At 54.5% G+C, this 23,546-nt stretch carries 20 protein-coding genes and 4 tRNA genes; 8 read left to right on the forward strand and 16 right to left on the reverse strand.

Translation table 11 applies throughout. From position 1 onward, the window contains the following. Positions 1-33: 33 nt before the first annotated feature. Entirely contained in the window at positions 34-654 is a 621-nt protein-coding gene (gene rhtB / locus I2123_RS00740; RefSeq protein WP_112165547.1) for a homoserine/homoserine lactone efflux protein, read from the forward strand. A 65-nt stretch (positions 655-719) separates the two neighbouring features. On the opposite strand, the gene rhtC is transcribed toward rhtB, so the two are convergent. From rhtC to pldA, 3 genes are all read right to left on the reverse strand, one after another. Continuing rightward, on the reverse strand, positions 720-1,346 hold the full coding sequence (gene rhtC, locus I2123_RS00745) for a threonine export protein RhtC (RefSeq protein ID WP_112165545.1): 627 nt from the start codon (positions 1,344-1,346) through the stop codon (positions 720-722). A gap of 38 nt (positions 1,347-1,384) precedes the next feature. Beyond that, positions 1,385-3,217, reverse strand: coding sequence for an ATP-dependent DNA helicase RecQ (recQ, locus tag I2123_RS00750; protein ID WP_112165543.1), 1,833 nt, complete (start codon positions 3,215-3,217; stop codon positions 1,385-1,387). Between the two features lie 195 nt (positions 3,218-3,412). Beyond that, positions 3,413-4,291, reverse strand: coding sequence for a phospholipase A (gene pldA, locus I2123_RS00755; RefSeq protein WP_112165541.1), 879 nt, complete (start codon positions 4,289-4,291; stop codon positions 3,413-3,415). A gap of 238 nt (positions 4,292-4,529) precedes the next feature. On the opposite strand from pldA, the gene I2123_RS00760 reads away from it, so the two are divergent. Together I2123_RS00760 and rarD are read left to right on the forward strand one after the other, a co-directional pair. Continuing rightward, positions 4,530-5,012 (forward strand): thioesterase family protein, encoded by a 483-nt coding sequence (locus I2123_RS00760; RefSeq protein WP_112165540.1) that lies wholly within the window; start codon positions 4,530-4,532, stop codon positions 5,010-5,012. Between the two features lie 80 nt (positions 5,013-5,092). After that, on the forward strand, positions 5,093-6,001 hold the full coding sequence (gene rarD, locus I2123_RS00765) for an EamA family transporter RarD (RefSeq protein WP_112165538.1): 909 nt from the start codon (positions 5,093-5,095) through the stop codon (positions 5,999-6,001). 51 nt (positions 6,002-6,052) lie between these two features. Here the strand turns inward: rarD and corA are convergent, their stop codons facing one another. Beyond that, complete coding sequence (gene corA, locus I2123_RS00770; protein ID WP_112165536.1) at positions 6,053-7,003, reverse strand: magnesium/cobalt transporter CorA; 951 nt, start codon at positions 7,001-7,003, stop codon at positions 6,053-6,055. A gap of 419 nt (positions 7,004-7,422) precedes the next feature. Between corA and I2123_RS00775 the strand changes: the two genes are divergently transcribed. Then, positions 7,423-7,899, forward strand: coding sequence for a WbuC family cupin fold metalloprotein (locus tag I2123_RS00775; RefSeq protein WP_213051587.1), 477 nt, complete (start codon positions 7,423-7,425; stop codon positions 7,897-7,899). A 121-nt stretch (positions 7,900-8,020) separates the two neighbouring features. Here I2123_RS00775 and uvrD read toward each other — a convergent pair whose 3' ends face one another. From uvrD to I2123_RS00810, 7 genes are all read right to left on the reverse strand, one after another. After that, positions 8,021-10,186, reverse strand: a complete 2,166-nt coding sequence (uvrD, locus tag I2123_RS00780) for a DNA helicase II (RefSeq protein WP_112165529.1) — start codon at positions 10,184-10,186, stop codon at positions 8,021-8,023. A gap of 97 nt (positions 10,187-10,283) precedes the next feature. Then, the gene (gene yigB, locus I2123_RS00785) at positions 10,284-11,000 is read right to left on the reverse strand and encodes a 5-amino-6-(5-phospho-D-ribitylamino)uracil phosphatase YigB (protein ID WP_112165527.1); all 717 of its coding nucleotides are present in this window, start codon (positions 10,998-11,000) and stop codon (positions 10,284-10,286) included. Then, positions 11,000-11,911: a tyrosine recombinase XerC gene (gene xerC, locus I2123_RS00790; protein WP_112165525.1), complete on the reverse strand. Its 912-nt coding sequence runs from the start codon at positions 11,909-11,911 to the stop codon at positions 11,000-11,002. The genes yigB and xerC overlap by 1 nt, the downstream gene beginning before the upstream one ends. After that, positions 11,908-12,612 carry a DUF484 domain-containing protein gene (locus I2123_RS00795; RefSeq protein ID WP_112165523.1) on the reverse strand — a complete coding sequence of 235 codons (705 nt, stop codon included), beginning with the start codon at positions 12,610-12,612 and terminating at the stop codon, positions 11,908-11,910. Before I2123_RS00795 ends, xerC begins: the two co-directional genes overlap by 4 nt. Then, the gene (dapF, locus tag I2123_RS00800; protein WP_112165521.1) at positions 12,609-13,433 is read right to left on the reverse strand and encodes a diaminopimelate epimerase; all 825 of its coding nucleotides are present in this window, start codon (positions 13,431-13,433) and stop codon (positions 12,609-12,611) included. The genes I2123_RS00795 and dapF overlap by 4 nt, the downstream gene beginning before the upstream one ends. 97 nt (positions 13,434-13,530) lie before the next feature. Beyond that, positions 13,531-13,734: an LPS translocon maturation chaperone LptM gene (gene lptM / locus I2123_RS00805; RefSeq protein ID WP_112165520.1), complete on the reverse strand. Its 204-nt coding sequence runs from the start codon at positions 13,732-13,734 to the stop codon at positions 13,531-13,533. A gap of 158 nt (positions 13,735-13,892) precedes the next feature. Further along, positions 13,893-16,451, reverse strand: a complete 2,559-nt coding sequence (locus tag I2123_RS00810; protein ID WP_112165518.1) for a class I adenylate cyclase — start codon at positions 16,449-16,451, stop codon at positions 13,893-13,895. Between the two features lie 330 nt (positions 16,452-16,781). Here I2123_RS00810 and hemC point away from each other — a divergent pair, with 330 nt between their 5' ends. The 4 genes from hemC to hemY are packed head-to-tail and all read left to right on the forward strand — an operon-like array spanning position 16,782 to position 20,834. Then, positions 16,782-17,723 carry a hydroxymethylbilane synthase gene (gene hemC, locus I2123_RS00815; RefSeq protein WP_213051588.1) on the forward strand — a complete coding sequence of 314 codons (942 nt, stop codon included), beginning with the start codon at positions 16,782-16,784 and terminating at the stop codon, positions 17,721-17,723. Beyond that, on the forward strand, positions 17,720-18,469 hold the full coding sequence (gene hemD, locus I2123_RS00820) for a uroporphyrinogen-III synthase (protein ID WP_213051589.1): 750 nt from the start codon (positions 17,720-17,722) through the stop codon (positions 18,467-18,469). Before hemC ends, hemD begins: the two co-directional genes overlap by 4 nt. A gap of 13 nt (positions 18,470-18,482) precedes the next feature. After that, positions 18,483-19,634, forward strand: a complete 1,152-nt coding sequence (gene hemX / locus I2123_RS00825) for a uroporphyrinogen-III C-methyltransferase (protein ID WP_213051590.1) — start codon at positions 18,483-18,485, stop codon at positions 19,632-19,634. Positions 19,635-19,637: 3 nt separating this feature from the next. Beyond that, the gene (gene hemY / locus I2123_RS00830) at positions 19,638-20,834 is read left to right on the forward strand and encodes a protoheme IX biogenesis protein HemY (RefSeq protein WP_112165510.1); all 1,197 of its coding nucleotides are present in this window, start codon (positions 19,638-19,640) and stop codon (positions 20,832-20,834) included. Between the two features lie 661 nt (positions 20,835-21,495). Here hemY and I2123_RS00835 read toward each other — a convergent pair. The 5 genes from I2123_RS00835 to thrP form a co-directional block, all read right to left on the reverse strand. Then, positions 21,496-21,572, reverse strand: a tRNA-Pro gene (locus I2123_RS00835). Positions 21,573-21,633: 61 nt separating this feature from the next. Continuing rightward, a tRNA-Leu gene (locus I2123_RS00840) sits at positions 21,634-21,719 on the reverse strand. A gap of 31 nt (positions 21,720-21,750) precedes the next feature. Further along, positions 21,751-21,826: transfer RNA gene (locus tag I2123_RS00845), tRNA-His, on the reverse strand. A 72-nt stretch (positions 21,827-21,898) separates the two neighbouring features. Continuing rightward, positions 21,899-21,975 (reverse strand) — tRNA-Arg (locus tag I2123_RS00850). 143 nt (positions 21,976-22,118) lie between these two features. Next, positions 22,119-23,513, reverse strand: coding sequence for a bifunctional threonine/serine APC transporter ThrP (gene thrP / locus I2123_RS00855; RefSeq protein ID WP_112165508.1), 1,395 nt, complete (start codon positions 23,511-23,513; stop codon positions 22,119-22,121). Positions 23,514-23,546: the final 33 nt, after the last annotated feature.

A 23,546-nucleotide genomic window follows, 5' to 3' on the forward strand; every position in this document is an offset into this window, starting at 1 on the left:
AAACAACATAAAACGTATTCAGGGAGTCTCGCAATGACACTGGACTGGTGGTTAACCTACCTGCTCACTACTTCTATTTTAAGTCTGTCCCCAGGTTCCGGCGCAATCAATACGATGAGCACCGGCATCAGTCACGGTTATCGCGGCGCAGTGGCGTCGATTGCCGGATTGCAACTGGGATTGTCAATCCACATCGTGCTGGTAGGTATCGGCCTTGGCGCGCTGATTTCACAATCGCTGCTGGCGTTTGAGATGCTCAAATGGCTGGGCGCGGCGTATCTCATCTGGCTGGGTATCTGCCAGTGGCGCTCTGCCGGGGCGATTGATCTGAACGCTCTGGCCAGCAGCATGCCGCGCCGTCGCCTGTTCAAACGCGCCATTCTGGTGAACCTCACCAATCCAAAAAGCATCGTCTTTCTGGCGGCACTGTTCCCGCAGTTTATCATTCCTCACCAGCCGCAGGCTGCACAATACGTGGTGTTAGGCGTTACAACGGTGGTGGTCGATATCATTGTGATGATCGGTTACGCCACGCTGGCAACGCGCATCGCGGGCTGGGTGAAGGCGCCAAAACAGATGCAGTTGCTCAACCGCATTTTTGGTTCGCTGTTTATGCTGGTGGGGGTTTTACTGGCGAGTGCGCGCAAAGTTTAAGTCCTCAGAATGCAAAAAGGGTCCGGTATTTAGCCGGACCCTTTTTTATGCGCTTAACGTTCAGATCAACGATTTACAATTAACGCGATACCGAATCCGGCAAATACCACGCCCGCGACGCCATCAATCCATTTGGCTAAACGCTGATAGCCGCGACGCATTTTCGGCAGCGCAAAGACCATGGCGACTAGAGAGAACCAGGCCAGGGTTTCAATCACGATTAACAGGAATATGGCTGAACGCTCGCCGCCGCTGACGCTGTCGCCCACGAACATCGAGAACACGCTGCCGAAGTAGACGACGGCTTTCGGGTTGGACAGATTGGTCAGCAGCCCGCGCATAAAGGTGCGGCCACGCGCGGGCAATGCGACAGCGACGTCGGTTTCAGCTCCGCCGTCCTGCTTTTTAGAACGTGCAGATTTCAGTAACTGCCACCCCATCCAGCACAGGTACAGGCCACCGCCGACGGTAATAATCTGATGCAGCCAGGCCATTTTTTGCAAGATCAGATGCAGGCCCATCAGCGCCACCGCTGCCCATACCGCGACACCCAGCGTAATACCAATGACCCCCATCATCGCTTCTTTACGCGAGCGGCTGGCCGCCGTTTGCGAAACAAAGAAGAAGTCCGGACCGGGACTGGCCAGTGCGATCATATGCACCATCGCAACCATCAGAAACAGCGTCAGCATGATTAACTCTCTGTGTTATGTGTAGGTATTCGAATCTGTTAGTCGTCGCCGTTATCGATGTGATCGCGGATCATCGCCATAAACGGTCGCCCGAATTTTTCCAGCTTGCGCTGGCCGACGCCGGTGATATCCAGCAAATCGCTTGGGCTTATCGGCAGATGTTCAGCCATTTCCAGCAGCGTTGTGTCGTTAAACACCACGTACGGTGGCACATTATTGTCATCGGCCAGCGACTTACGCAGCTTGCGCAGTTTGGCAAACAGCTTGTGATCGTAATTGCCGCCATAAGCTTTCTGGCGGGACGGGCTTTTAATCTTCAGCGTCTGAATACGCGGTACCGCCAGCTGCAAAGGGATTTCTCCGCGCAGTACCGGACGCGCCGCTTCGGTCAACTGTAATGCCGAATGCATGGCGATATTTTGCATAATCAGCCCGAGGTGGATCAGCTGGCGTACCACGCTGGTCCAGTGTTCGTTGCTGTGTTCTTTACCGATGCCGTAGACGCTCAGTTTTTCATGCCCGTATTCGCGGATGCGCTGATTATTCGAGCCGCGCAGCACTTCGACCACGTAACCTAAACCAAAGCGTTGTCCGACGCGTGCGACCACTGACAGCGCTTTTTGCGCGTCCAGCAGGCCGTCGTAGCGTTTTGGCGGATCAAGACAAACGTCGCAGTTACCGCAGGCGTTCTGTTTGCCTTCGCCGAAGTAATTCAACAACACCAGACGGCGGCAGGTTTGCGCTTCCGCAAAAGCGTTCATCGCATTCAGTTTGTGACGTTCGACATCCTGTTGCGCACCGGCCGGCTTTTCTTCCAGACAGCGGCGCAGCCATGCCATATCGGCCGGATCGTACAACAGCACCGCTTCGGCAGGCAGGCCATCACGCCCGGCACGGCCCGTTTCCTGATAGTAAGACTCGATGGTGCGCGGAATATCAAAGTGAACCACGAAACGCACGTTGGGCTTGTTGATGCCCATGCCGAACGCCACGGTGGCGACCACAATTTGCAAATCATCGCGCTGGAAACCTTCCTGCACGCGGGCGCGGGTATCGTTGTCCAGACCGGCGTGATAAGCACCCACGCTCAGACCACGGCTTTGCAGGCGCGCGGCGGTGTCTTCGACTTTGGCGCGGCTGTTGCAATAAATAATGCCGCTTTTGCCGCGCTGGTCTTGCACGAAGCGAATCAGCTGATCGAGCGGTTTAAACTTCTCCACCAGCGTGTAACGGATATTGGGACGATCGAAACTGCTGACCTGAATCAGCGGATCGTTAAGCTCCAGCAGACGGACGATGTCGTTGCGGGTCGCTTCATCAGCGGTCGCCGTCAGCGCGATCACCGGCAGTTGCGGATAACGCAGTTTGAGCTGGCCGAGTGCCCGGTATTCTGGTCGGAAATCGTGTCCCCATTGGGAAATACAGTGGGCTTCATCGACGGCAAGCATCGCCGGATTCCACTGTTGCAACTGCTCGAGGAAATCCCCCAGCATCAGACGTTCCGGCGCGATATACAGCATTTTGATGCGGCCGGTACGGCAGCCTGCCATCACTTCCTGCTGTTGCTCGCGGGTTTGGGTCGAGTTCAGGCAGCCGGCTTCAACACCCGCCGCCATCAGTTGGTCGACCTGATCTTTCATCAGGGAGATGAGCGGTGAAACCACCAGCGTCAGGCCGTCCATCACCAGCGCAGGGATTTGATAGCACAGCGACTTACCGCCGCCGGTCGGCATCACCACCAGACAATCCCGGCCAGAAATGGCGGTATTGATGATCGTTTGCTGACCCGGTCTGAATTGCTGATAGCCGAAGGTATCGCGTAATACCTGATGAGCCAGCTCTTCTTTATTTATCACTGCCGCCGTAGACACTCAATTCCCCAACTGTTCAAACCACCCGGCTAAGCCCTAAAGCCGCCGGGGCTGTACTGCAACAATATTATATACCCTAAATAATTCGGGTGGCAGGAAGGCGGCAAGTGAGGGCATCCCGATAAACTTATCTGAGTAAGTGATTCGGGGAACCGGGCGCAACCAGCAGATCTGCAACCTGAAGTATGACGGGTATTACATCATATCGTTAAGCATGATACCCACACCCACGCGAGTTTGCTTGTGGTTGTAGTCAATCAATGACTCACCGTAACCACTGAACACCTGCGTGTAAAAGCGTACGTGCTTGGAAATCGGGTAGCTCCAGCCAGTGGTCGCGCCGCCGTAGCCGGTGTTCCAGTTGTAACGGCTTTCTACACTGAACACGCTGTCGCCCCACGCATAACCGACTTTCAGACGGTAGTACCCCATGTATTTGGTGATGTCGCGGTTATCATCATTTTCTTCACTTTCAGGAATGCGATACCACGGCTTGAGATCTACCTGCCAGTTGCCGTGCTGGGCCATAAAGCGCGCATAGACGCGGTTCCAGCTGCGCGACGTCGGGTCTGAGCGACCGTTTGACTGGTGGCTCACGCCGTATTCAGCTTCACGCAGCGTCCAGCCCAGGAAGTCATAATCCGTCGCCCACGCCAGGAATAGCTGCGGTTCGTAGTTAGTTTCACGGAAAGGTGAAGACTGGCCGCTGTTAGAAAGCTGCCAGAAGGATTTCTGTGTATAGGATGCACCGAGCACCGAGTTATCACCGGCAATGCCACGCCACAGCGGGAAGGCCAGGCTCAGCTGGAAGGCGACTTCGTCATGACGCGCTTTATTTGCCCAGTCATAAGACTGGATGGCTTTCTTGTTGATGTTGCTGGTATCGGTATAAAGCAGGTAGTTCGATTCGTAAGGATAAAGCGTGAACGGGTTATCGTGATCCTGCAACATGCTGGCGATGATGCTGCCACGCACTGCCGGTTTATCATGCACTTCCTGTACCGTTGCTTCTTCTGCATGTCCCAGCAATGGCAACGCCAACATGGTGGCCCCGACAGCCCAAGTTTTACGCATTTTTTCCTCACCCTATAGTGTTTAATGTTTTTTAGAATTGATGGTTTGAAATAGCCAGCTAAAGGCCGGTATTCAGAAACAAAGCAGAGCATTTTACACACATATACATTCGCGCAAGAGTAATGAATAGATTTATCATGCACGAGGTAGAATTCACTGTCCTTGGCACATAAAATCAACATTCCGTTAACTAGTTGGGCGACTATAACGCTCAGTCGTTTGGATCAGGAAACCTTTCATGTCCGCGTCATCCCTCAGCCACGAAGCTGCCCTGCAGCTGATCGGCAATATTTTCGTTTATGACATGCCTTTTAACCGCGAACTCGGTCTGGAGCTTAAACGTCTCGACTGCGATTACGCGGAGCTGAAATTCGCTAATCAAACCAAACTGGTTGGCAACGCAGCACAAAAAATCTTACACGGTGGGGTGATCGCCGCAGTGCTCGACGTCGCTGCCGGGCTGGTGTGCGTCACCAGTTCGTTGATCCGCCGCGACAAACCCGACCACCCGTTGCTCGAAGCAGAAATGCGCCAGCGCCTGTCAAAAATGGGTACTGTCGATTTACGGGTCGATTACCTGCGCCCCGGCCGTGGCGAATATTTTATCGCCTCAGCCAGCCTGATCCGCGCCGGGAATAAAGTTTCTGTCGCCCGCGTCGATCTGCACAATGACACCGGCGTACATATAGCGACAACGACCGCGACCTACATGGTTGGCTGAGACGTCGAAAAAGAAATCAGGCGACGTAAACCCGTTACACTCGCAACCTTTCCTTCTTATTTTTTACTTCAGGTACCCACATGGATGCACAACGTACCCGGCAAGGCGTCATTTTTGCCTTTATCGCCTATTTGATTTGGGGGATCGCTCCGGCGTATTTCAAGCTCATCAAAGAAGTGCCTGCCGATGAAATCCTTACCCATCGGGTCATCTGGTCGTTCTTCTTTATGTTAGTGCTCCTGTCCGTCAGCCGCAGCTGGGGTGACGTCCGGCGGGTACTCGCACAACCAAAGAAAGTCGGCATGTTACTCATCACCGCCCTGTTTATCGGTGGGAATTGGCTGATTTTTATCTGGGCGATTAACAATAACCACATTCTCGAAGCCAGCCTTGGTTACTTTATCAGCCCGCTGGTGAATGTCGTGCTTGGCATGCTGTTTTTGCGCGAAAGGTTCCGGAGTTTGCAATGGCTCGCGGTGGTGCTGGCATTTGCCGGTGTGCTGATTCAGGTCTGGATGTTTGGCTCGGTGCCGATCATCGGGCTGGGGCTGTCGCTCACGTTCGCTTTTTACGGCCTGCTGCGTAAGAAAATCGGTGTGGATTCTCAGACCGGCATGCTCATCGAAACACTTTGGCTGCTGCCGCTGGCGGGCGTTTATCTGTTCTTTATCGCTAACAGCCCGACCAGCAATCTGTCGGCGAATCCATGGTCACTGGATTTACTGCTGATGGCGGCGGGGATCATCACCACCATTCCGCTACTGTTCTTTACCGCAGCGGCTGCACGGCTGAAGCTCTCGACGCTGGGCTTTTTCCAGTATCTCGGCCCGACGTTGATGTTCCTGCTGGCGGTGGTGTTCTACGGCGAAACGGTAAATACCTCGCAGCTCATCACCTTCGGCTTTATCTGGGCCGGCCTGCTGTGCTTTATCACCGACGCGCTTTACACGCAGGGCCGTCTGCGTCGAGGTATGACGGCGAAAGCCTAACAGCAACAAAAAGCCCCGTTCAGGGGCTTTTTGTTGTCCGCGTAAAAACGATTACAGCCAGTTTTTACGTTTGAAATACAGGTACGGCGCCAGCCCGGCGATGATCATCAGACCGATTGCGCCCGGATAACCAAATGCCCATTTCAGCTCAGGCATGAATTCGAAGTTCATCCCGTAGCTTGATGCCACCAGCGTCGGCGGCAGGAACACCACGGAAACGACCGAGAAGATCTTGATGATGCGGTTCTGCTCGATGTTGATAAAGCCCATCGCCGCCTGCATCAGGAAGTTCACTTTCTGGAACAGGGATTCGTTGTGCGGCAGCAGGGATTCGATATCACGCAACACTTCGCGCGCCTGCTCCAGCTGGCCTGCGGGTAAGCGGGCTTTGCGCACCAGGAAGTTCAACGCGCGTTGGGTATCCATCAGACACAAACGCACTTTCCAACCGATATCTTCCAGCTCCGCCAGCGTGGACAGCGCGGCGTCATATTCGTCGCCCTGATGCCCTTCCATGATCACGCGGCTGAGTTTTTCCAGATCGCTATAGATATTTTCGATTTCATCCGCCAGCTGTTCGATTTTGGTTTCGAACAAATCCAGCAGCAGCTCGTAAGCATTGCCATCGACCAGCGTCTGGTTTCTGGCGCGCATACGGTAAAGACGAAACGCCGGTAACTCACGCTCGCGCAGGGTGTAAAGACGACCTTCACGCACGGTAAATGCTACGGTGCTGTTGCCCGCGTGGTCTTCGGCATCTTCATAGTAAAAGAAGGAGTGAATGTGCAGGCCGTCTTCGTCTTCGAAGAAACGTGCGGAGGCTTCGATGTCATCCAGTTCGGGACGCGTCGCCAGGCTTTGCCCTAATTCATGTTGAACGCGCTCGCGCTCTTGCTCATCAGGCTCGACCAAATCAACCCACAATGAGGTTTTGAGATCGTCTGCCTCGTCCAGCTCTAAACGGGATAAGCGGCTGTTTTCTAATTTAAAAGCACTCAGCATGTGCCCGTTCTCCCAAGAATGACAGAAAGTGGACAACGCGTTGAAGCACAGAAAATCACGGGGCGAAAAGAGTCACCGGCGTAATTCAGACCAAATTCAGATCCGACTCACAGCGACAGAACGGGGGTCGCTGACAACCACTAAGGCCATCAGCATAGAGGAGGGCCTTAGAAGTGGTACCTAACGAACAGGTTATTGAGCCAGTATCTACTGGGTGTGTCCAAGGCGCAGTTCCTCATTGATAATAGTGCGCGCATGTTACGCCGAGAAGAAAAAGACTGTCAACCGCGAACAAATCTATTCCCGCAACATTTATGCATAAAATACAGACGATATTGGCAACCTTTGACCGCTTATGTCAGAACCCTTTTTTGGCTACACTCAGAGACCTGAGCCCCTTTCTATTTCTGAAGCCAACTATGATTAAGCAGATTACCCAAGACACGCTGTGCGACCTGATCACTCAGGCCGCGCATTCACCGCGACTGCGCCAGAATCTGAACATCCATCCGTTACCGGAAGATGACGTACAACGCCTGGCGATCGCCATGGAGCCGGGGACTTACGTGCGCATACACCGTCACCCGCACACTTGGGAAATGCTGACCGCGCTGCGTGGCCGTTTTCTGGTGCTGACTTACGATGAGAGTGGCAAGGTCACCGAACGCCTGTGGCTCGGCGCTGAAACCAAACTGCTGGAAATCCCGGCCAACACCTGGCATAGCGTATTATCGCTTGATGAAGGTGGCGTGATTTTCGAAGTGAAACACGGCGCGTATCAACCCGTTCAGGAACAAGATTACCTGCCCGGCACACCGCCAGAAGGCGACGAACGCGTGAAAGCAATGCTGGAATGGTATGCAAAAGCGGAAGTGGGCGACGTTTATACTCTTTAATACACCGTGATGCACGCGTCAGCGGCGCAGCGAAATTGAGCCCGGCCAGCGCGGAGACACCGGAATGGACACGCAGTCCATGAGGATCTCGGGCACTGCCTGGGCTCAGGACGCAAGTAAGCTAGCTTGCGGCTTCCAGCTTAGCGTAGGCGGCGACCAGCCATTTGATCCCTTCTCCCGGGAACGCCACCTGAAGGCGGCTGTGTTCGCCGCTGCCTTCCATGTTCACGATGGTGCCTTCGCCGAATTTAGGATGTACGACGCGCTGACCGAGTTTGAAGCCAGTATCGCTGACGCTGGTTGGGGTGCCGACGCTGCGGTTGTTCATCGGGCGCGAGACGTTAGCGCGCATTCGCACTTCTTCCACACAGTCTTCTGGCAGCTCGCCGACAAAACGCGACGGCTTGTGCGAGACTTCTTTGCCATACAGACGACGGGTTTCAGCAAAGGTGAGCGTCAGTTTTTGCATCGCCCGCGTCACACCCACATAGGCCAGACGGCGCTCCTCTTCCAGACGACCGCTTTCTTCCAGCGACATCTGGCTCGGGAACATGCCCTCTTCCATCCCGACGATAAACACCTGCGGGAATTCCAGCCCTTTTGCCGAGTGCAGCGTCATCAGCTGCGCGGCGTCCTGATTGGCATCGGCCTGACCTTCGCCCGCTTCCAGCGCAGCATGTGACAGGAACGCCTGCAACGGCATCAAATCTTCGTCTTCATCCTGATAGCTGAACTGGCGTGTTGCCGTCACCAGTTCCTCTAAGTTTTCGATTCGCGCCTGGCCTTTTTCACCCTTTTCCTGCTCATACATGATGAACAGGCCGGAATCTTTGATCACGCGGTCAGTCTGAACGTGCAGCGGCATATCGGCGGTTTCATGCGCCAGCGCATCCACCAGCTCAGTGAAGCGTTGCAGCGAAGAGGCTGCGCGGCCCGCCAGCACTTTGTCCTGCAACAGAGCGCGCGTCGCCTGCCACATGGTCAGCTGACGGTCACGGGCAGTGTGACGAACGACGTCCAGCGTGCGGTCACCGATGCCGCGCGTCGGTGTATTCACCACGCGCTCAAAGGCGGCGTCGTCATTGCGGTTAGCCATCAGACGCAGATATGCCAGCGCATCTTTGATCTCCTGACGATCGAAGAATCGCTGCCCGCCATAAATGCGGTACGGCATCGCCATCTGCAATAACGCTTCTTCCAGCACGCGCGACTGGGCGTTGCTGCGATAGAGAATGGCGCAGTCTTTCAGCGCACCGCCGTTGTCCTGCCACGTTTTGATGCGGTTCACCACAAAGCGCGATTCATCGAGCTCGTTGAAGGCGCAGTAGAGGGAAATTTTTTCGCCCTCACCGTCTTCGGTCCACAGGTTCTTACCCATACGACCGCTGTTGTTCTCGATAAGCGAGTTGGCGGCTTTGAGAATGGTGCTGGTGGAGCGGTAGTTTTGCTCTAAGCGGATGGTTTCCGCGTTCGGAAAATCTTTCAGGAAACGCTGGATATTCTCAACCTGCGCACCGCGCCAGCCGTAGATCGACTGGTCATCATCGCCGACGATCATCACGTTATTATTGTCGCCCGCCAGCAGACGGATCCACGCGTACTGAATGCTGTTGGTGTCCTGGAACTCATCCACCATCAGGTTGGTAAAACGCTCACGGTAATGTTGCAGGATATGCGGCTTGTTCAGCCACAACTCATGCGCGCGCAGTAACAGCTCGGCGAAATCCACCAGTCCCGCGCGGTCGCAGGCTTCCTGATACGCCTGATAGATACGCAGCCAGGTGGCTTCAATCGGGTTGTTGTAGGTTTCGACGTGATGCGGGCGCAGACCTTCGTCTTTTTTGCCGTTGATGTACCACATCGCCTGACGCGGCGGCCACTGCTTATCGTCGATGTTCAGCGCTTTGAGCAGACGCTTAATTAAGCGCAGCTGATCATCGCTGTCGAGGATCTGAAAATCCTGCGGCAGTTTGGCGTCCAGATGGTGCGCACGCAGTAAACGGTGCGCGAGCCCGTGGAAAGTGCCGATCCACATGCCGCCCTGACTGGTGCCAATCAGGTGTTCGATACGGTGACGCATTTCCGCCGCCGCCTTGTTGGTAAAGGTCACCGCCATAATGGAATACGGCGAGCAGTTTTCTACCGACAGCAGCCAGGCGATGCGATGCACCAGCACGCGGGTTTTGCCACTGCCTGCCCCGGCCAGCACCAACAGATTGCTGCGCGGCGCGGCCACGGCTTCACGTTGTTTTTCATTCAGGCTGTCGAGCAGGTCAGAAACGTCCATAGGCACCGTTTGTCAGGATGAGAAAAGCACCCCGGCGATAAATGCCGCCATGAACGCTTTTCTACTGTGAATTTATACAGAGTAATTGATGAGGGGATTATAGCAATGCTGTCAGCGATGCCAACTGCGAAATCTCAATATGCGGTAACAGGCGGGCATCACGGATGTGCATCAAGTTGCCTTCGCGCAGGTTTATCCAGCACGCCTGCATTCCGCAGGCCACGGAACCCGCGACGTCGGTCGTGAGATCGTCGCCTACATGCAGAATATTTTCCAGCGGAATGCCCAGCTTATTCGACGCCTTTTTATACATGTCGGCATACGGCTTCGCCCGACCATGATCGCCCGCGCGCAAGGTAAACTGGAAATACTGCGCCAGACCGCAGGCATGCGGATCGGCATTACCATTGGTGACGGCCACCAGCGGCCAGCGTTCGGCGAGAGCGGCAAGCGCATTATGATTTTCTTCCGGCACATAAATCTTACTGCGCCAGTAGGCGAAGGTTTCCATAGCGGCTTTCGTGCCCTGCCTGGCATCACTCTCACTCAGACCGGCGCGGGTCATGGCCAGCAAAACTGCCTGACGCCGCCATTCGGTCACGTCATGATAAATCTGTGCATCTTCTGCCAGCAATTCGGCGCGCATCAGGCGGATTGCATCCGGCGACATCTCAGCCAGTGCGGGGTGGAAACCCTGAATAAACTTCAGCGTTTCGGAATCGGTACGGCGGATAACGTCATAATTGTCATACAACGTGTCGTCTAAATCGAAAGTGATCGCTTCAATGCGTTTCAGCGGACGATAGAACTTCATCAGGATTTGCCTCGTTTTGCGCGGGGATGGGCGGCATCGTACACCGTCGCCAAATGTTGAAAGTCGAGGTGGGTATAGATTTGGGTGGTGGACAGATTGGCGTGACCCAGCAACTCCTGCACCGCACGCAGATCGCCACTCGACTCCAGAACGTGTGTCGCAAAGGAGTGCCGCAACTTATGCGGATTGATATGGCTGTTCACACCCTGTTTTACGCCCCACTCGGCAAAGCGTTTTTGTACGTTGCGCGCTGAAATGCGGTTACCCTGACTGGATAAAAACATCGCATCATCCTGCGGGCCAAACAGCGGACGTCGTTCCAGCCAGTGTTCCAGCCAGGTGACGGCGGTGCGGCCAATCGGCACCTGACGCTCTTTGCTGCCTTTACCCATGACGCGGACTTCGCCAGAGGCCATATCGACATGTTTACAGTCGATACCGACCAGTTCCGATAAACGAATGCCAGCGCCGTACATCACTTCCAGCATCGCGCGGTCACGCACTGAAAGCGGGTCGTCGAGATTGATTTCCAGTAGCTTATTCACTTCATCGACGTCGAGATTCTTTGGCAAATGCTTCGGCGAACGCGGCGTGGATATGCCTTTGGCAGGATTGGCGCTCAGGACGCCCTGACGCACCAGCCAGTCGAGGAAACTGCGCAGCGAAGACATGCGCAGCGCCAGACTCGCCGGACCTAAACCCGCGCGTTTGCTACGCGCCAGCAGCATACGAACTTTCGGCGCATCAAGCTGTTGCCAGTGGGAAATACCGATTTCAGCGGCCATCTCGATCAGTGCGTCAAGCTGGCGGCTGTAGTTGGTCGAGGTCAGCGGACTGAGCTGACGCTCGACGTGCAGATAACGCAGAAACGCCTCAACTGCGGGATACAGGGGCGATTCAGTCTGTGTCATACCCGTTCTATCCAGCGTTCCAGTAAACCAGGCAGCATTTTTGCCAGCTGGTCGAGCAACACGGTGCCCATTCCCGGCTGATAGTGCTGCGGATCGCGGCTGCTGAAGATGAGAACGCCCAGTTCACCCTGCTCGCCCATCAGCGATAACGCGACGGAACCGACGGCTTTCGCCTGCGGCAAGAGTAACAGTAATTCCGGGCCGTTCAGACTGCCGAGGTAATGCGGAGTTTCGCCCAGACGCTGAATGCGCATGGATTCAAACGCGCTGCGGCTGACCGCCAGATGGGTGAAATCCGATGGCGCGCCGATGCGCCAACTTTCACTGAACAGGCGCACGTTCGCCCCTGCCAGACCGAGGCTGCGCGACCAGCGTTGCAGGCGGTTGAGCATATCCTGCAAGCCACTGGCGGCGGCAAGCGTCGCCTGCAGCTCGATCATCCGTCCGAAGAGGGATTCGTTGATCGACGCCTGTTCCATCAGCAGTGTGATTTCTTCTTCAAGCTGAGCAATCTGATGACGCTGACGCCCGAGTTGCCATTCAACCAGCGAGGTGCTGCCTTTCACCGGATGCGGTACGTGCAGTTGCTCGACGCTGCGGGCATTGCGAATAAAGAAATCCGGGTTTTGCAGCAGATACTGCATCACGCTGTCATCGTCGAGTGCTATCACCGGGTCAATCTGGTCATCAAGATTGTTCATAGATGAATAAATCCGTCGTAAACATGAGTGGCAGGTCCGGTCATATACAGCGGATGACCCGGCCCTTGCCAGCGAATTTCGAGGCTGCCTCCCGGCAGTTCCACCTGTACTTCTTCTGCGAGTAATCCTTGCTGAATCCCAATGGCCACCGCAGCACATGCGCCGCTTCCGCACGCCTGTGTTTCGCCAGCGCCGCGCTCGTAAACACGTAACTTGATGGTATCCGGGCTGACTATCTGCATGAAACCGACGTTCACGCGCTCAGGGAAACGTTCATGGCTTTCGAGGATCGGCCCGAGAATATCGACTTCGGCCGTCAGCACGTCTTCAACCTGCAACACGCAATGCGGATTGCCCATTGAAACCACACCGCAAAATACTGTGCGCTCTTCGGCGCGCAGAATATAGGTCTTTTCCGGTTTCGCGGCACGGAAAGGTACCTGCTGCGGTTCAAAGACCGGCTCGCCCATGTTCACCTGAACATCTTCATCTTCGGTGACCGTCAGCGTCATGCGACCTGTCTGCGTACTGACGCGGATATCGCGTTTGTTGGTCAGCCCTTTGATACGGACAAAACGGGCAAAACAGCGCGCGCCGTTGCCGCACTGCGCAACTTCACTGCCGTCGGCGTTGAAGATACGGTAATGAAAGTCTAACTCAGGATCGTAAGGTGGCTCTACCACCAGCAGCTGGTCAAAACCCACGCCACGATGGCGATCGGACAAACGGCGGATCAACTCAGGGGAGAAATAGACATTTTGAGTAACGGCGTCAACAACCATAAAGTCGTTGCCCAGACCGTGCATTTTGGAGAACTGCATAACTGACTCCGTTTACCGCTGGTCAAATCCAGTCGCGATGATCCCTTGATGAGACGGACCCGGCGGAAACCCGCCGGAACCTCAGCCCGAGGGCTGATTAATCTCTGGAATTCGTCGAGAGATCTTCTGGTGATACACCTTTTTGCTGCGATGAACCGTCGTTAGCGGTGCCCGGAACCTGACTGGTTTTCTGCGTGGAAGATTTATCCGCAGGCGGGAAATATAACGGCCCTTTCAGTCCGCAACCGGAGAGAGAAAATAATATCGTCGCGGCCAGAGACCAGCGTAAAGCGTTTTTCATTTTATGAATGCCTGTAATTCATGCGACCAAGCTCTCTATAATCGCAGGTGGATCATGAAAAGCAACAGGAATCGATAAAACCCGCAGGCACATTTTCAGCAGTGAAAGGGAAGGAAAGCCGGATAATCTGCCGCGCGCAGGCGATGCAGAACCTTTTTCTAATGGAGCTGGAATTGCTGTGTCAGCCGGGAAGGTTCGATCTCGCTTTCGGGCAGAGTGGCGCAGACGGCAGATAACGCATTGCTGCGAAAAGGGATCACCTGAATACGATCATCAAGGGACACTATCTGATAGAACTGCGGCAGGTTGAAGTTGATGAAGCTTGAGCCGTATGTGAAACGGTCGTGCGAGGAAGAATAGAAGCGGCTGACGTCGCGCACCAGATCCTCTTTACTGCCTTCGCAATGGTGGTACACCTCAACGCGGTTCGACTCATCGAGAATATAGATGTTAAAACCGATTTCATCCGCGCTGTCTTCAAAGAAGAACTGAATAATCCCTTCGCTGGCGTAGCCGTCAATCACCGCAGGCAGGTGCGCCTGATCGGTCTGCAATTTCACCGACAAACCGTGCAGCTTGTTATTAGAAATTGCGCCGTAGAATTCGATCGCATTTTCCAGCTTCTGCACCGACACGCTCAGGCGTTCGAAGAACAGACCCCAGGTTTGTCCGGCAACGCGCACGGCTTTGAAACGGCCCGGTTCGAGGCGTTTACTCGACAGACGCAGCTCGATGCACTCAGTCACCAGCTGCTGAATACGCGTGCGGATAAGGCCGCGCAAATGCTGGCTGTAGCAGAATACTTCCACCGACTCCGGCGGTGCGGCGTCCTGATGCATTTTGCCCAGAATGGTTTTCAACGCTTCCAGCACCGCCTGCTCACCGCTGAAATGCAGCGTACGCACTTCGTTCCACGAGTTGCGATACAGCAAATCAATACTGCCGACCATGCATTCCTGATTCTGCCCGAAGCTGAACACATCCAGCTTACGGAAATCAAAATGCACCACCTGGTTACGGAAGGCGGCGGTCGGATCATGTTCGAGATTGACGATGATCGCCAGATGACGGATTTCACACGGGCTGTACAACGCTTTTGGCGTCGGTGCCGCTAAACGCAGCGGGAAATTGTGCGAGACATCCGCCACCAGCTCGCGCAGTTTGGCGATGTCGCACAGGCCGCCACTTTTGATGTGCAGGCGCGTGGTGGACGTCAGCAACCCGTTGAAATATGCCCACGCCACAAGTTTATTGAGGTAGCGGTTATATTCCAGCGGCTGATGGCTGACGATCGATTCCATCGACGGTGACTGGTTATACAGATACCAGCCGGTGCGGTTGGCGCGGCCAATCGGCACATGAATAAAGGTTAAATCGTTCTCTGACAGGTCAGGCGAGATCTGCGGGTTCACGAGTGTCACTTTGCCCGGCAGCGCTTCGAAAGCGGCGTACAACTTACGGGTCAGCACGCCGATATCCTGCGGGCTGGCGCTGACGCTTAAATTGTTGCGACGGGCAAAGCGGATGAGGTTGCGATAGCTCTGCATCATGGCATCAAGCAGTTCGTTATGCGCTTCTCGCACGCGCTCGATTTTCCAGTTAGCACGGTTATCCAGCATAACCAGACGCTCTTCATCCCAGCCCCATTCGGCCACCAGCTGGCTGAGAATTTCACGACGCCAGCCGACTGACGCTCGGGCGCGGGAGAGTTTTTCGCAGACTTTGAGATAGAAACAACGGCGGACTAAATCGAGGCGGGTAGTGTCTTCAATCTGGGTCAGGTAACGGGTCACGCGGTCGAGCATCATACAATAGGAATCCAGACCGAAGTTGACGATCTCGCCCTGGTGCAGACGCTGTTTGATGTCCATCGCCAGTAACTGCGTTTTTGGATATTCCCAAGAATAGGCTTCCAGCAGCAACGTTTTGAGCACCGCTTTGTACGGTGAATCGATACTTTTATACAGCTGCCACAGACTGGCGCCGAAATACTCTTCCGCTGACAGCGTGCTGAGTCCGCCAAGATCGAGCCATTCGTTTGGCGTCAGCGCGCCTTGCGCATACAAAGAAAGCACATATTCATCGTAATGCGCTTCTTCTTCACCCGGCACCATATTCCACAGAATACGCTTGCCGCCCATACGCACGGCCGTCCGGTAGAATTCGTCGAGCAATAAGATGTACTGCGTGGAACCGCAGTCTTCCCCACCCAAACTACCGCTTTCGTTGTGACGGAAACGGTTTTCGTCGATCAGGAAGAAGCTGACTTCCACACCCAGCGACGCGGCCCATTTTTCCAACAGGCTGCATTTTTCCTGTAAGCGGTTGCGTTCTTCATTATCAAGCCAGGACTGATGGCAGACCCAGATATCCAGGTCGGAGCTCTGGCTTTGACCGATTGATGATGTGCTGCCCATCGAATAGACACCGGTTATCGGCAATTCGCCCTTCGCCATAGGCTCAAGTGCGCTGCCCCATTTGTCTTCGAGGTCGGTCAGATAGGTTTTTTGCGATTCATCAGGCGTGAAGAGGCAGATACCATGCGGAACCTTACCTTCAAGGTATCCCGGTATCAGAGGGTGATGATGATGTAAAAAGACGGGAAGCAACGTGTAGACCTGTTGAAACGCAGGCCCCATTGCCGCCAGTGCACGATCGACTCGTAACTGGTTGATCGCATCCAATCTTTGCTTCAGTGTCTCGATGTAGAGGTACAAGACGTTTCGCCTGATTATACAGTGTCTGGAAAGAACCCCGTTCCAAATCCGCCATTTATCGTGATGCTTATGCTTTGAACAACCGCGATTGTGCAAATAGTTGACGAATTATTGCTGGAAACGTGATCAATTTAACACCTTGCTGATTGACCGTAAAGAAAGTAACGCACCACAATTACTCTTCCGCTTCTGTCGATTTTACCGTTTGCTGTCAAACAGAACAAATCTCCTTTACGCCCGTTACCCTTCTTTTGCGAATGGCTTCTTACGCTGACAGCTTTCTATTGTCAGTGGTAGGATGGTCACAGAGACAGATAAACGGTAACAAACATGTTAGACAAAATCATTCGAATTGCCACCCGCCAGAGCCCGCTGGCTCTGTGGCAGGCACAATATGTTCAAAGCCAGTTAATGGCTTGTCACCCCGGTTTGCAGGTCGAACTGGTTCCGATGGTCACCAAGGGCGATATCATTTTAGATACCCCGCTGGCCAAAGTGGGCGGCAAAGGGTTGTTTGTGAAAGAACTTGAGCTGGCGATGCTCGATGGCCGTGCGGATATTGCCGTGCATTCTATGAAAGATGTACCGGTCGAGTTCCCGGAAGGTCTGGGGCTGGTGACGATTTGTGAACGCGAAGACCCGCGCGACGCGTTCGTCTCCAACCGTTACACCTCTCTGGCCGAATTGCCGCATGGCAGTGTGGTCGGTACATCCAGCCTCCGCCGCCAGTGCCAGCTGCGTCAGCAACGACCTGATCTGCAAATCCGCGATCTGCGTGGTAACGTCGGCACCCGTTTATCCAAGCTGGATAACGGCGATTATGATGCCATTATTCTCGCCGTCGCTGGCCTGAAACGTCTGGGGCTCGACAGCCGCATCCGTGCAGCGCTGACCCCGGAAGAGTGCCTGCCCGCCGTCGGGCAAGGTGCCGTCGGCATCGAATGTCGTCTCGACGATCATCACACCCGCGAATTACTCGCCCCGCTGGCGCACCGTGAAACCACGCTGCGCGTTCAGGCGGAACGTGCCATGAACATGCGCCTCGAAGGCGGATGTCAGGTGCCGATCGGCAGTTACGCTGAACTTGAAGGCGACCAGCTATGGCTGCGTGCGCTGGTTGGCGCACCGGACGGCAGTCAGATGGTTTGCGGCGAACGCCGTGGTCCTGCGGCCAGTGCGGAAAGCATGGGCATCAGTCTGGCTGATGAGTTGCTGGCAAACGGTGCACGTGAAATTCTGCAAGAGGTCTATCAGGGGAACGCACCAAAATGACCATTCTGGTTACCCGTCCTTCTCCCGCAGGAGAAATGCTGGTCAGCCGGCTGCGCGCTCTGGGTCGGGTCGCCTTCCATTCCCCGCTGATTGAATTTGCGCCGGGGAACCAACTCGCTATGCTGCCGAACCTGCTATCCTCTTTAGATCAGCAGGATCTGGTATTTGTGCTGTCACAACATGCCGTGAACTACGCCGATCGCGCATTACGTCAGTCCGCCACGCGCTGGCCGGGCAATGTGAATTATTACGCGATCGGCCGCACCACCGGCCTGCTGTTTCATCGTGCAAGCAGTCTGCCGGTTCTCTATCCCCAGGATGGCGAAACCAGCGAGATGTTGCTGAACCTTCCGTCTTTGCAGCGTATTCATGGCAAGAAAGCGCTGATTTTACGCGGCAATGGCGGACGCGAAAAACTGGCGGAAACGCTGACTGAACGCGGCGTCGAAGTATCGTACTGCGAGTGTTATCAGCGCAGCCCGATCCACTACGACGCCAGCGAGCAAAGTGCCGTATGGCAACGCGCCGGTGTGGATACGCTGGTGGTGACCAGCGGTGAAATGCTGCAACAGTTGTATACGTTAGTTCCTGATTATTACCGACATTCATGGTTACTGCGCTGTAGCCTGGTGGTGGTCAGTGAACGTTTGGCAATCCTCGCCCGCCAGCTCGGCTGGAGCGCTATTCGGGTTGCCGAGAATGCAGACAATGATGCGCTGATTCGCGCATTACAATTACCTGACTAAGGGAAGTGCCAAAATGACGGAACAAAAAAATCCTTCCGCTCCGGATGATGAAATTGTTATCGCCCCGGCGGTTGAGAGCCCCCAGCCAGATGCTTTTGAACGGGATGAGGAGCTGAAAACCCTGCGTAAAAAGCAGCGCACTGCGCCCGTCCTGGGCGCTATCGCCATTGTTTTAGTGATCGCGCTCGGCGCGGGTCTTTACTATCACGGCCACCAGCAGGCGCTGGCTCAGGCCGCCTCGGATGAATCGCTTTCTGAACAACTCGACAGCCTGCAAAAAAGTCAGCAACAGGATAAACAGCAAATCGCTGCCCTGCTGGCTCAGCAGGAGAAAACCCAGCAGGCCGCCGATCGCCAGCAGGCGTCGTTTGGCCGTCAGCTGAACGAACTGCAGGATAAAGTCGCCAGCATTTCCGGCAGTGATGCCAAAACCTGGTTACTGGCTCAGGCCGATTATCTGGTGAAACTGGCCGGTCGCAAACTGTGGAGCGATCAGGATGTCACTACCGCCGCAGCGTTGCTGAAAAGCGCCGACGCCAGCCTGGCGGACATGAACGATCCCAGCCTGATTGAAGTGCGCCGTGCGCTCAATGAAGACGTGAGCAGTTTGTCTGCGGTCACACAGGTCGATTTCGACGGCATTATTCTCAAGCTGAATCAGCTGTCGAATCAGGTGGATAATCTCCGCCTGGCCGATAACGATACCGACGATTCACCGATGGACAGCGACAGCACCAGCCTGTCTGGTTCACTGACCGAATGGCGGCAGAACCTGACCAAAAGCTGGCACAACTTTATGGATGATTTCATCACCATCCGCCGCCGTGATTCAACAGCTGAACCGCTGCTGGCGCCGAATCAGGACGTCTATCTGCGCGAGAATATCCGCTCCCGACTGCTGATCGCAGCGCAGGCCGTTCCGCGTCATCAGGATGAAGTCTACAAACAGTCGCTGGAAAGCGTATCCACGTGGGTTCGTGCCTATTTCGATACGACCGATCCCTCGACCAAAGCGTTCCTGGAAGAACTGGATAATCTCAGCCAGCAATCCATTTCGATGGACGTGCCGGATCAGCTGAAAAGCCAGCCGATGCTGGAAAAACTGATGCAAACCCGCGTGCGTAATCTGCTTCAGCAGCCCGCCGCCGCAACGCAGGGGGAATAACGCATGTTACGAGTTTTCGTGTTATTTCTGATTGTGTTTGCCGGGATTATCGTCGGACCGATGCTGGCAGGCCATCAGGGCTATGTGCTGATTCAGACCGATAACTACAACATCGAAACCAGCGTGACCGGCTTAGTGATTATGCTGATCGTCCTGATTCTGGTGCTGTTTTTCATCGAATGGATCCTGCGCCGCGTTCTGCGCACCGGCGCGCGTACCCGCGGCTGGTTTGCTGGGCGCAAAAGCTCCAAAGCGCGTAAGCAGACCAAAGAGGCGATGCTCAAGCTGGCAGAAGGCGATCATCGTAAGATGGAAAAACTGCTGGCGCGCAACGCCGACCACGCCGATCAGCCGGTGGTGAACTACCTGCTGGCAGCGGAAGCGGCACAGCAACGTGGCGACACCATCCGCACCAATCAGTATCTGGAGCGCGCGGCAGAAATCGCCGATACCGACCAGATGCCAGTGGATATCACCCGCGTACGCATCCAGCTGGCGCAGGGCGAAATTCACGCCGCGCGTCACGGCGTAGACCGTTTACTCGGCCAGTCGCCGCGTCATCCGGAAATTCTACGACTAGCAGAGCAGGCTTATCTGCGCACCGGCGCGTACGGATCGCTGCTGGAAATTCTGCCGTCCATGGCGAAAGCGGATATCCATACGGATGACGAAATCCGTGTTCTGCAGGAACAGGCTTATATCGGCATGATGAATCAGCTGATGGCTGAAGAAGGCAGCGATGGGCTGAAGCGCTGGTGGAAAGATCAGAATCGTAAAACCCGTCATGAAGTCGCGTTGCAGGTCGCGATGGCCACGCATCTGATTGAATGTAACGATCAGGATCTGGCGCAGGAAGTGATCCTCGATGGACTGAAACGCCAATACGACGATCGTCTGGTCGCGCTGATGCCGAAGCTGCGTTCAGGGGATCCGGAACAGCTGGAAAAAACGCTGCGTCAGTTGATCAAGCAAAACGGCACCACGCCGCTGCTGAGCAGTACACTCGGTCAGTTGCTGATGAAGCATGGCGAATGGATGCAGGCCAGCGAAGCCTTCCGTGAGGCGCTGAAACAGCGTCCTGACGCGTATGACTATGCGTGGCTGGCGGATGCATTAGATAAACTGCACAAGCCGGCTGAAGCGGCAGAGATGCGCCGTGAAGGGCTGATGTTAACGCTGAACAACTCGCAGCAGCCGTAAAGACATCGCGCTATCAGAAAGGCTCCTTCGGGAGCCTTTTTTACGTCATCAAACTTATACCCTGAATCATAGGAATCGCAGGCAGGCGGCCAACACATCTGCGGCTCCAAGGATGGCGGGTATGGGCAAAAAAAAACACCTGCACAATGTCAGGTGTCTAAAACAATCAGGTCAGAACAACAGTGAGTGCCTCACTCAACGTTTTGTCATCTGCATGATAATGCCGAAGCGTTATCGGTCAGGGTGACAATAGGCACTATAAATTGGCTCTGCATCATTCCCAGGTTTATGAAGCCGGAGCAAACATAATGGGTGGAATGAGCATCTACGGCGGGAATATTGCAGGACGCGTGCCACTCTGGCAAGACCTGAGGAGAAATATTTTATCGTTATGATTATCAAGGTTTTTATTATTCGTCAAACACGCGTACTTTTTCAAACCTCCGCGAATCTCCTGCCATAGCCCCTGATCTGTCTCCTGATGACGACACTACTGAATGAAAATGAAATTACCCTATCTTATCAATGATATAAGCGTCTCAATACAGAGACAAAATGAAGGTATGAAGTCGCCGAAAAGCAACAACAGGCGTGGAAAGGGAATTGATCAAATCGCAGATAACAAAAAGCCCCGCATTTCTGCAGGGCTCTTTATTCGAATTGGTCGGCGAGAGAGGATTCGAACCTCCGACCCACTGGTCCCAAACCAGTTGCGCTACCAAGCTGCGCTACTCGCCGATGTCGTGCATCTTACTACTTCTTGACGCTAACTGCATCATTTAAATGCTTTTTGTGTGTGTGGTGCGAAGGGAGGGACTCGAACCCTCACATCCAAAGGACACTAACACCTGAAGCTAGCGCGTCTACCAATTCCGCCACCATCGCATGTCACAATCACAAAATCATTTAAAAAATTTGGGGTGGCTAATGGGGCTCGAACCCACGACAACTGGAATCACAATCCAGGGCTCTACCAACTGAGCTATAGCCACCATTTCAAACTTTTCTACATCGTGGACCGTTCAACTTCAAACAAGACCACCGCAACTCTAGCGCAAACTTAATGGTGCGCCCGACAGGATTCGAACCTGAGACCTCTGCCTCCGGAGGGCAGCGCTCTATCCAGCTGAGCTACGGGCGCTTAGCGCCGTTGCGGGTGGGGATACTACGGTTTTAACGACTAGCTGTCTAGTGCTTTTTATCAGAAATATTGCGTTTGATTACGCTTTGTCCAATACGCATTAAAAGTAAGCGCCTTACCTTCCCCACCCATGACTTACGACGTTATTTTGCCTTTTCCGTCATCAGCGCAGCACGCTTATGCATGCCAAGGCCGAAGTATATCAGGGACACTCCCGCGATGAAAATACCGCCTACCAGCAACGAAATGCGCGTATCCGGGTTAATCGCCATGCCCACCAGTACGCAGGTCAGGAAAATCAGCGTCAGATAGTTGGTATAAGGGAACAGAATTGATTTGAACGGATGGTTCTTCAGTTTCTCTTTATGTGCTTCACGAAAACGCAGCTGGCTGATGAGCACCACGAACCACGGCACCATGCCCGGCAGGACGCTGGCACTGTAAACGTAGACGAAGACTTTCTCAGGATTCGGGATCAGGTAGTTCAGACATGAGCCGACCAGCAGACATAAAATGGTGATCGCGATGCCGTACACCGGCACGCCACTTTTCGAAACATTGCTCAAAAACGCAGGCAACTGGCGATTCTTAGACAATGCATAGAGCATGCGCCCGCAGCTGTACATGCCGCTGTTACAACCGGACAGCGCCGCCGTCAGCACTACAAAGTTGATGATGCCCGCCGCCGAGGCGATACCAATCTTCGCGAACGTCAGCACGAACGGGCTGCCGTGCGTCCCCATTTCATTCCACGGGAAGATGGTGATGATGACGAAAATCGCGCCCACGTAGAAAATCAGGATACGCCACAGGATATTGTTGATGGCACGCTTGAGCGTCACCTGCGGGTTTTTCGCTTCACCAGCGGTAATACCCACCAGTTCGACACCCTGATAAGACGCCACGACGATACACAACGCAAACAGGAACCCTTTCCAGCCACCGGCGAAGAAACCGCCGTGCGCGGTCAGATTGGCAAAGCCAACCGGTTCACCGTGATTACCGAAACCGAAGAAGATTACGGCCAGACCGACCACAATCATCACAATGATGGTGGTGATTTTGATCAGCGCAAACCAGAATTCCATCTCACCGTAAAGTTTCACGGCGGCCAGATTGGCTGCAGCGACAATTGCCACAGCCATCAGCGCCGGGATCCACTGCGGTAATTCAGGGAACCAGTATTGCGCGTAGACGCCGATAGCGGTGATTTCTGAAATCCCCACCGCTATCCACATGAACCAGTAGCTCCAGGCTGTCAGATAGCCATAGTAAGGCCCGAGATATTTGTGCGCATAAACCGCAAATGACCCGGCCACCGGCTCCAGATGCAGCATCTCGCCCATTGAACGCATGATAAAGAAGACAAAAATCCCCGCCAGAATGTACGCCAGCAGCACGGAAGGCCCCGCCCATTTCAGCGTACTCGCCGCGCCCATAAACAGTCCGACACCAATGGTACCGCCCAGCGCGATAAGCTCAATATGCCGGGCTTCCAGCCCGCGGTGTAGCCCACCCTTCTCTTCTTGATTCGCCATAGATCCTCAATTTCTCTGTGTTGGTGTTTGCCT

Origin of the sequence: Rahnella inusitata (assembly GCF_018288855.1) — a bacterium.
GTDB classification, from domain to species: Bacteria; Pseudomonadota; Gammaproteobacteria; order Enterobacterales; family Enterobacteriaceae; genus Rahnella; species Rahnella inusitata.

Coding starts and splice junctions, on each gene's coding strand:
- rhtB (WP_112165547.1), top strand. CDS start 34: ATGACACTGGACTGGTGGTTAACCTACCTGCTCACTACTTCTATTTTA.
- rhtC (WP_112165545.1), bottom strand. CDS start 1,346: ATGCTGACGCTGTTTCTGATGGTTGCGATGGTGCATATGATCGCACTG.
- pldA (WP_112165541.1), bottom strand. CDS start 4,291: ATGCGTAAAACTTGGGCTGTCGGGGCCACCATGTTGGCGTTGCCATTG.
- I2123_RS00760 (WP_112165540.1), top strand. CDS start 4,530: ATGTCCGCGTCATCCCTCAGCCACGAAGCTGCCCTGCAGCTGATCGGC.
- rarD (WP_112165538.1), top strand. CDS start 5,093: ATGGATGCACAACGTACCCGGCAAGGCGTCATTTTTGCCTTTATCGCC.
- corA (WP_112165536.1), bottom strand. CDS start 7,003: ATGCTGAGTGCTTTTAAATTAGAAAACAGCCGCTTATCCCGTTTAGAG.
- I2123_RS00775 (WP_213051587.1), top strand. CDS start 7,423: ATGATTAAGCAGATTACCCAAGACACGCTGTGCGACCTGATCACTCAG.
- uvrD (WP_112165529.1), bottom strand. CDS start 10,186: ATGGACGTTTCTGACCTGCTCGACAGCCTGAATGAAAAACAACGTGAA.
- yigB (WP_112165527.1), bottom strand. CDS start 11,000: ATGAAGTTCTATCGTCCGCTGAAACGCATTGAAGCGATCACTTTCGAT.
- xerC (WP_112165525.1), bottom strand. CDS start 11,911: ATGACACAGACTGAATCGCCCCTGTATCCCGCAGTTGAGGCGTTTCTG.
- I2123_RS00795 (WP_112165523.1), bottom strand. CDS start 12,612: ATGAACAATCTTGATGACCAGATTGACCCGGTGATAGCACTCGACGAT.
- dapF (WP_112165521.1), bottom strand. CDS start 13,433: ATGCAGTTCTCCAAAATGCACGGTCTGGGCAACGACTTTATGGTTGTT.
- lptM (WP_112165520.1), bottom strand. CDS start 13,734: ATGAAAAACGCTTTACGCTGGTCTCTGGCCGCGACGATATTATTTTCT.
- hemC (WP_213051588.1), top strand. CDS start 16,782: ATGTTAGACAAAATCATTCGAATTGCCACCCGCCAGAGCCCGCTGGCT.
- hemD (WP_213051589.1), top strand. CDS start 17,720: ATGACCATTCTGGTTACCCGTCCTTCTCCCGCAGGAGAAATGCTGGTC.
- hemX (WP_213051590.1), top strand. CDS start 18,483: ATGACGGAACAAAAAAATCCTTCCGCTCCGGATGATGAAATTGTTATC.
- hemY (WP_112165510.1), top strand. CDS start 19,638: ATGTTACGAGTTTTCGTGTTATTTCTGATTGTGTTTGCCGGGATTATC.
- thrP (WP_112165508.1), bottom strand. CDS start 23,513: ATGGCGAATCAAGAAGAGAAGGGTGGGCTACACCGCGGGCTGGAAGCC.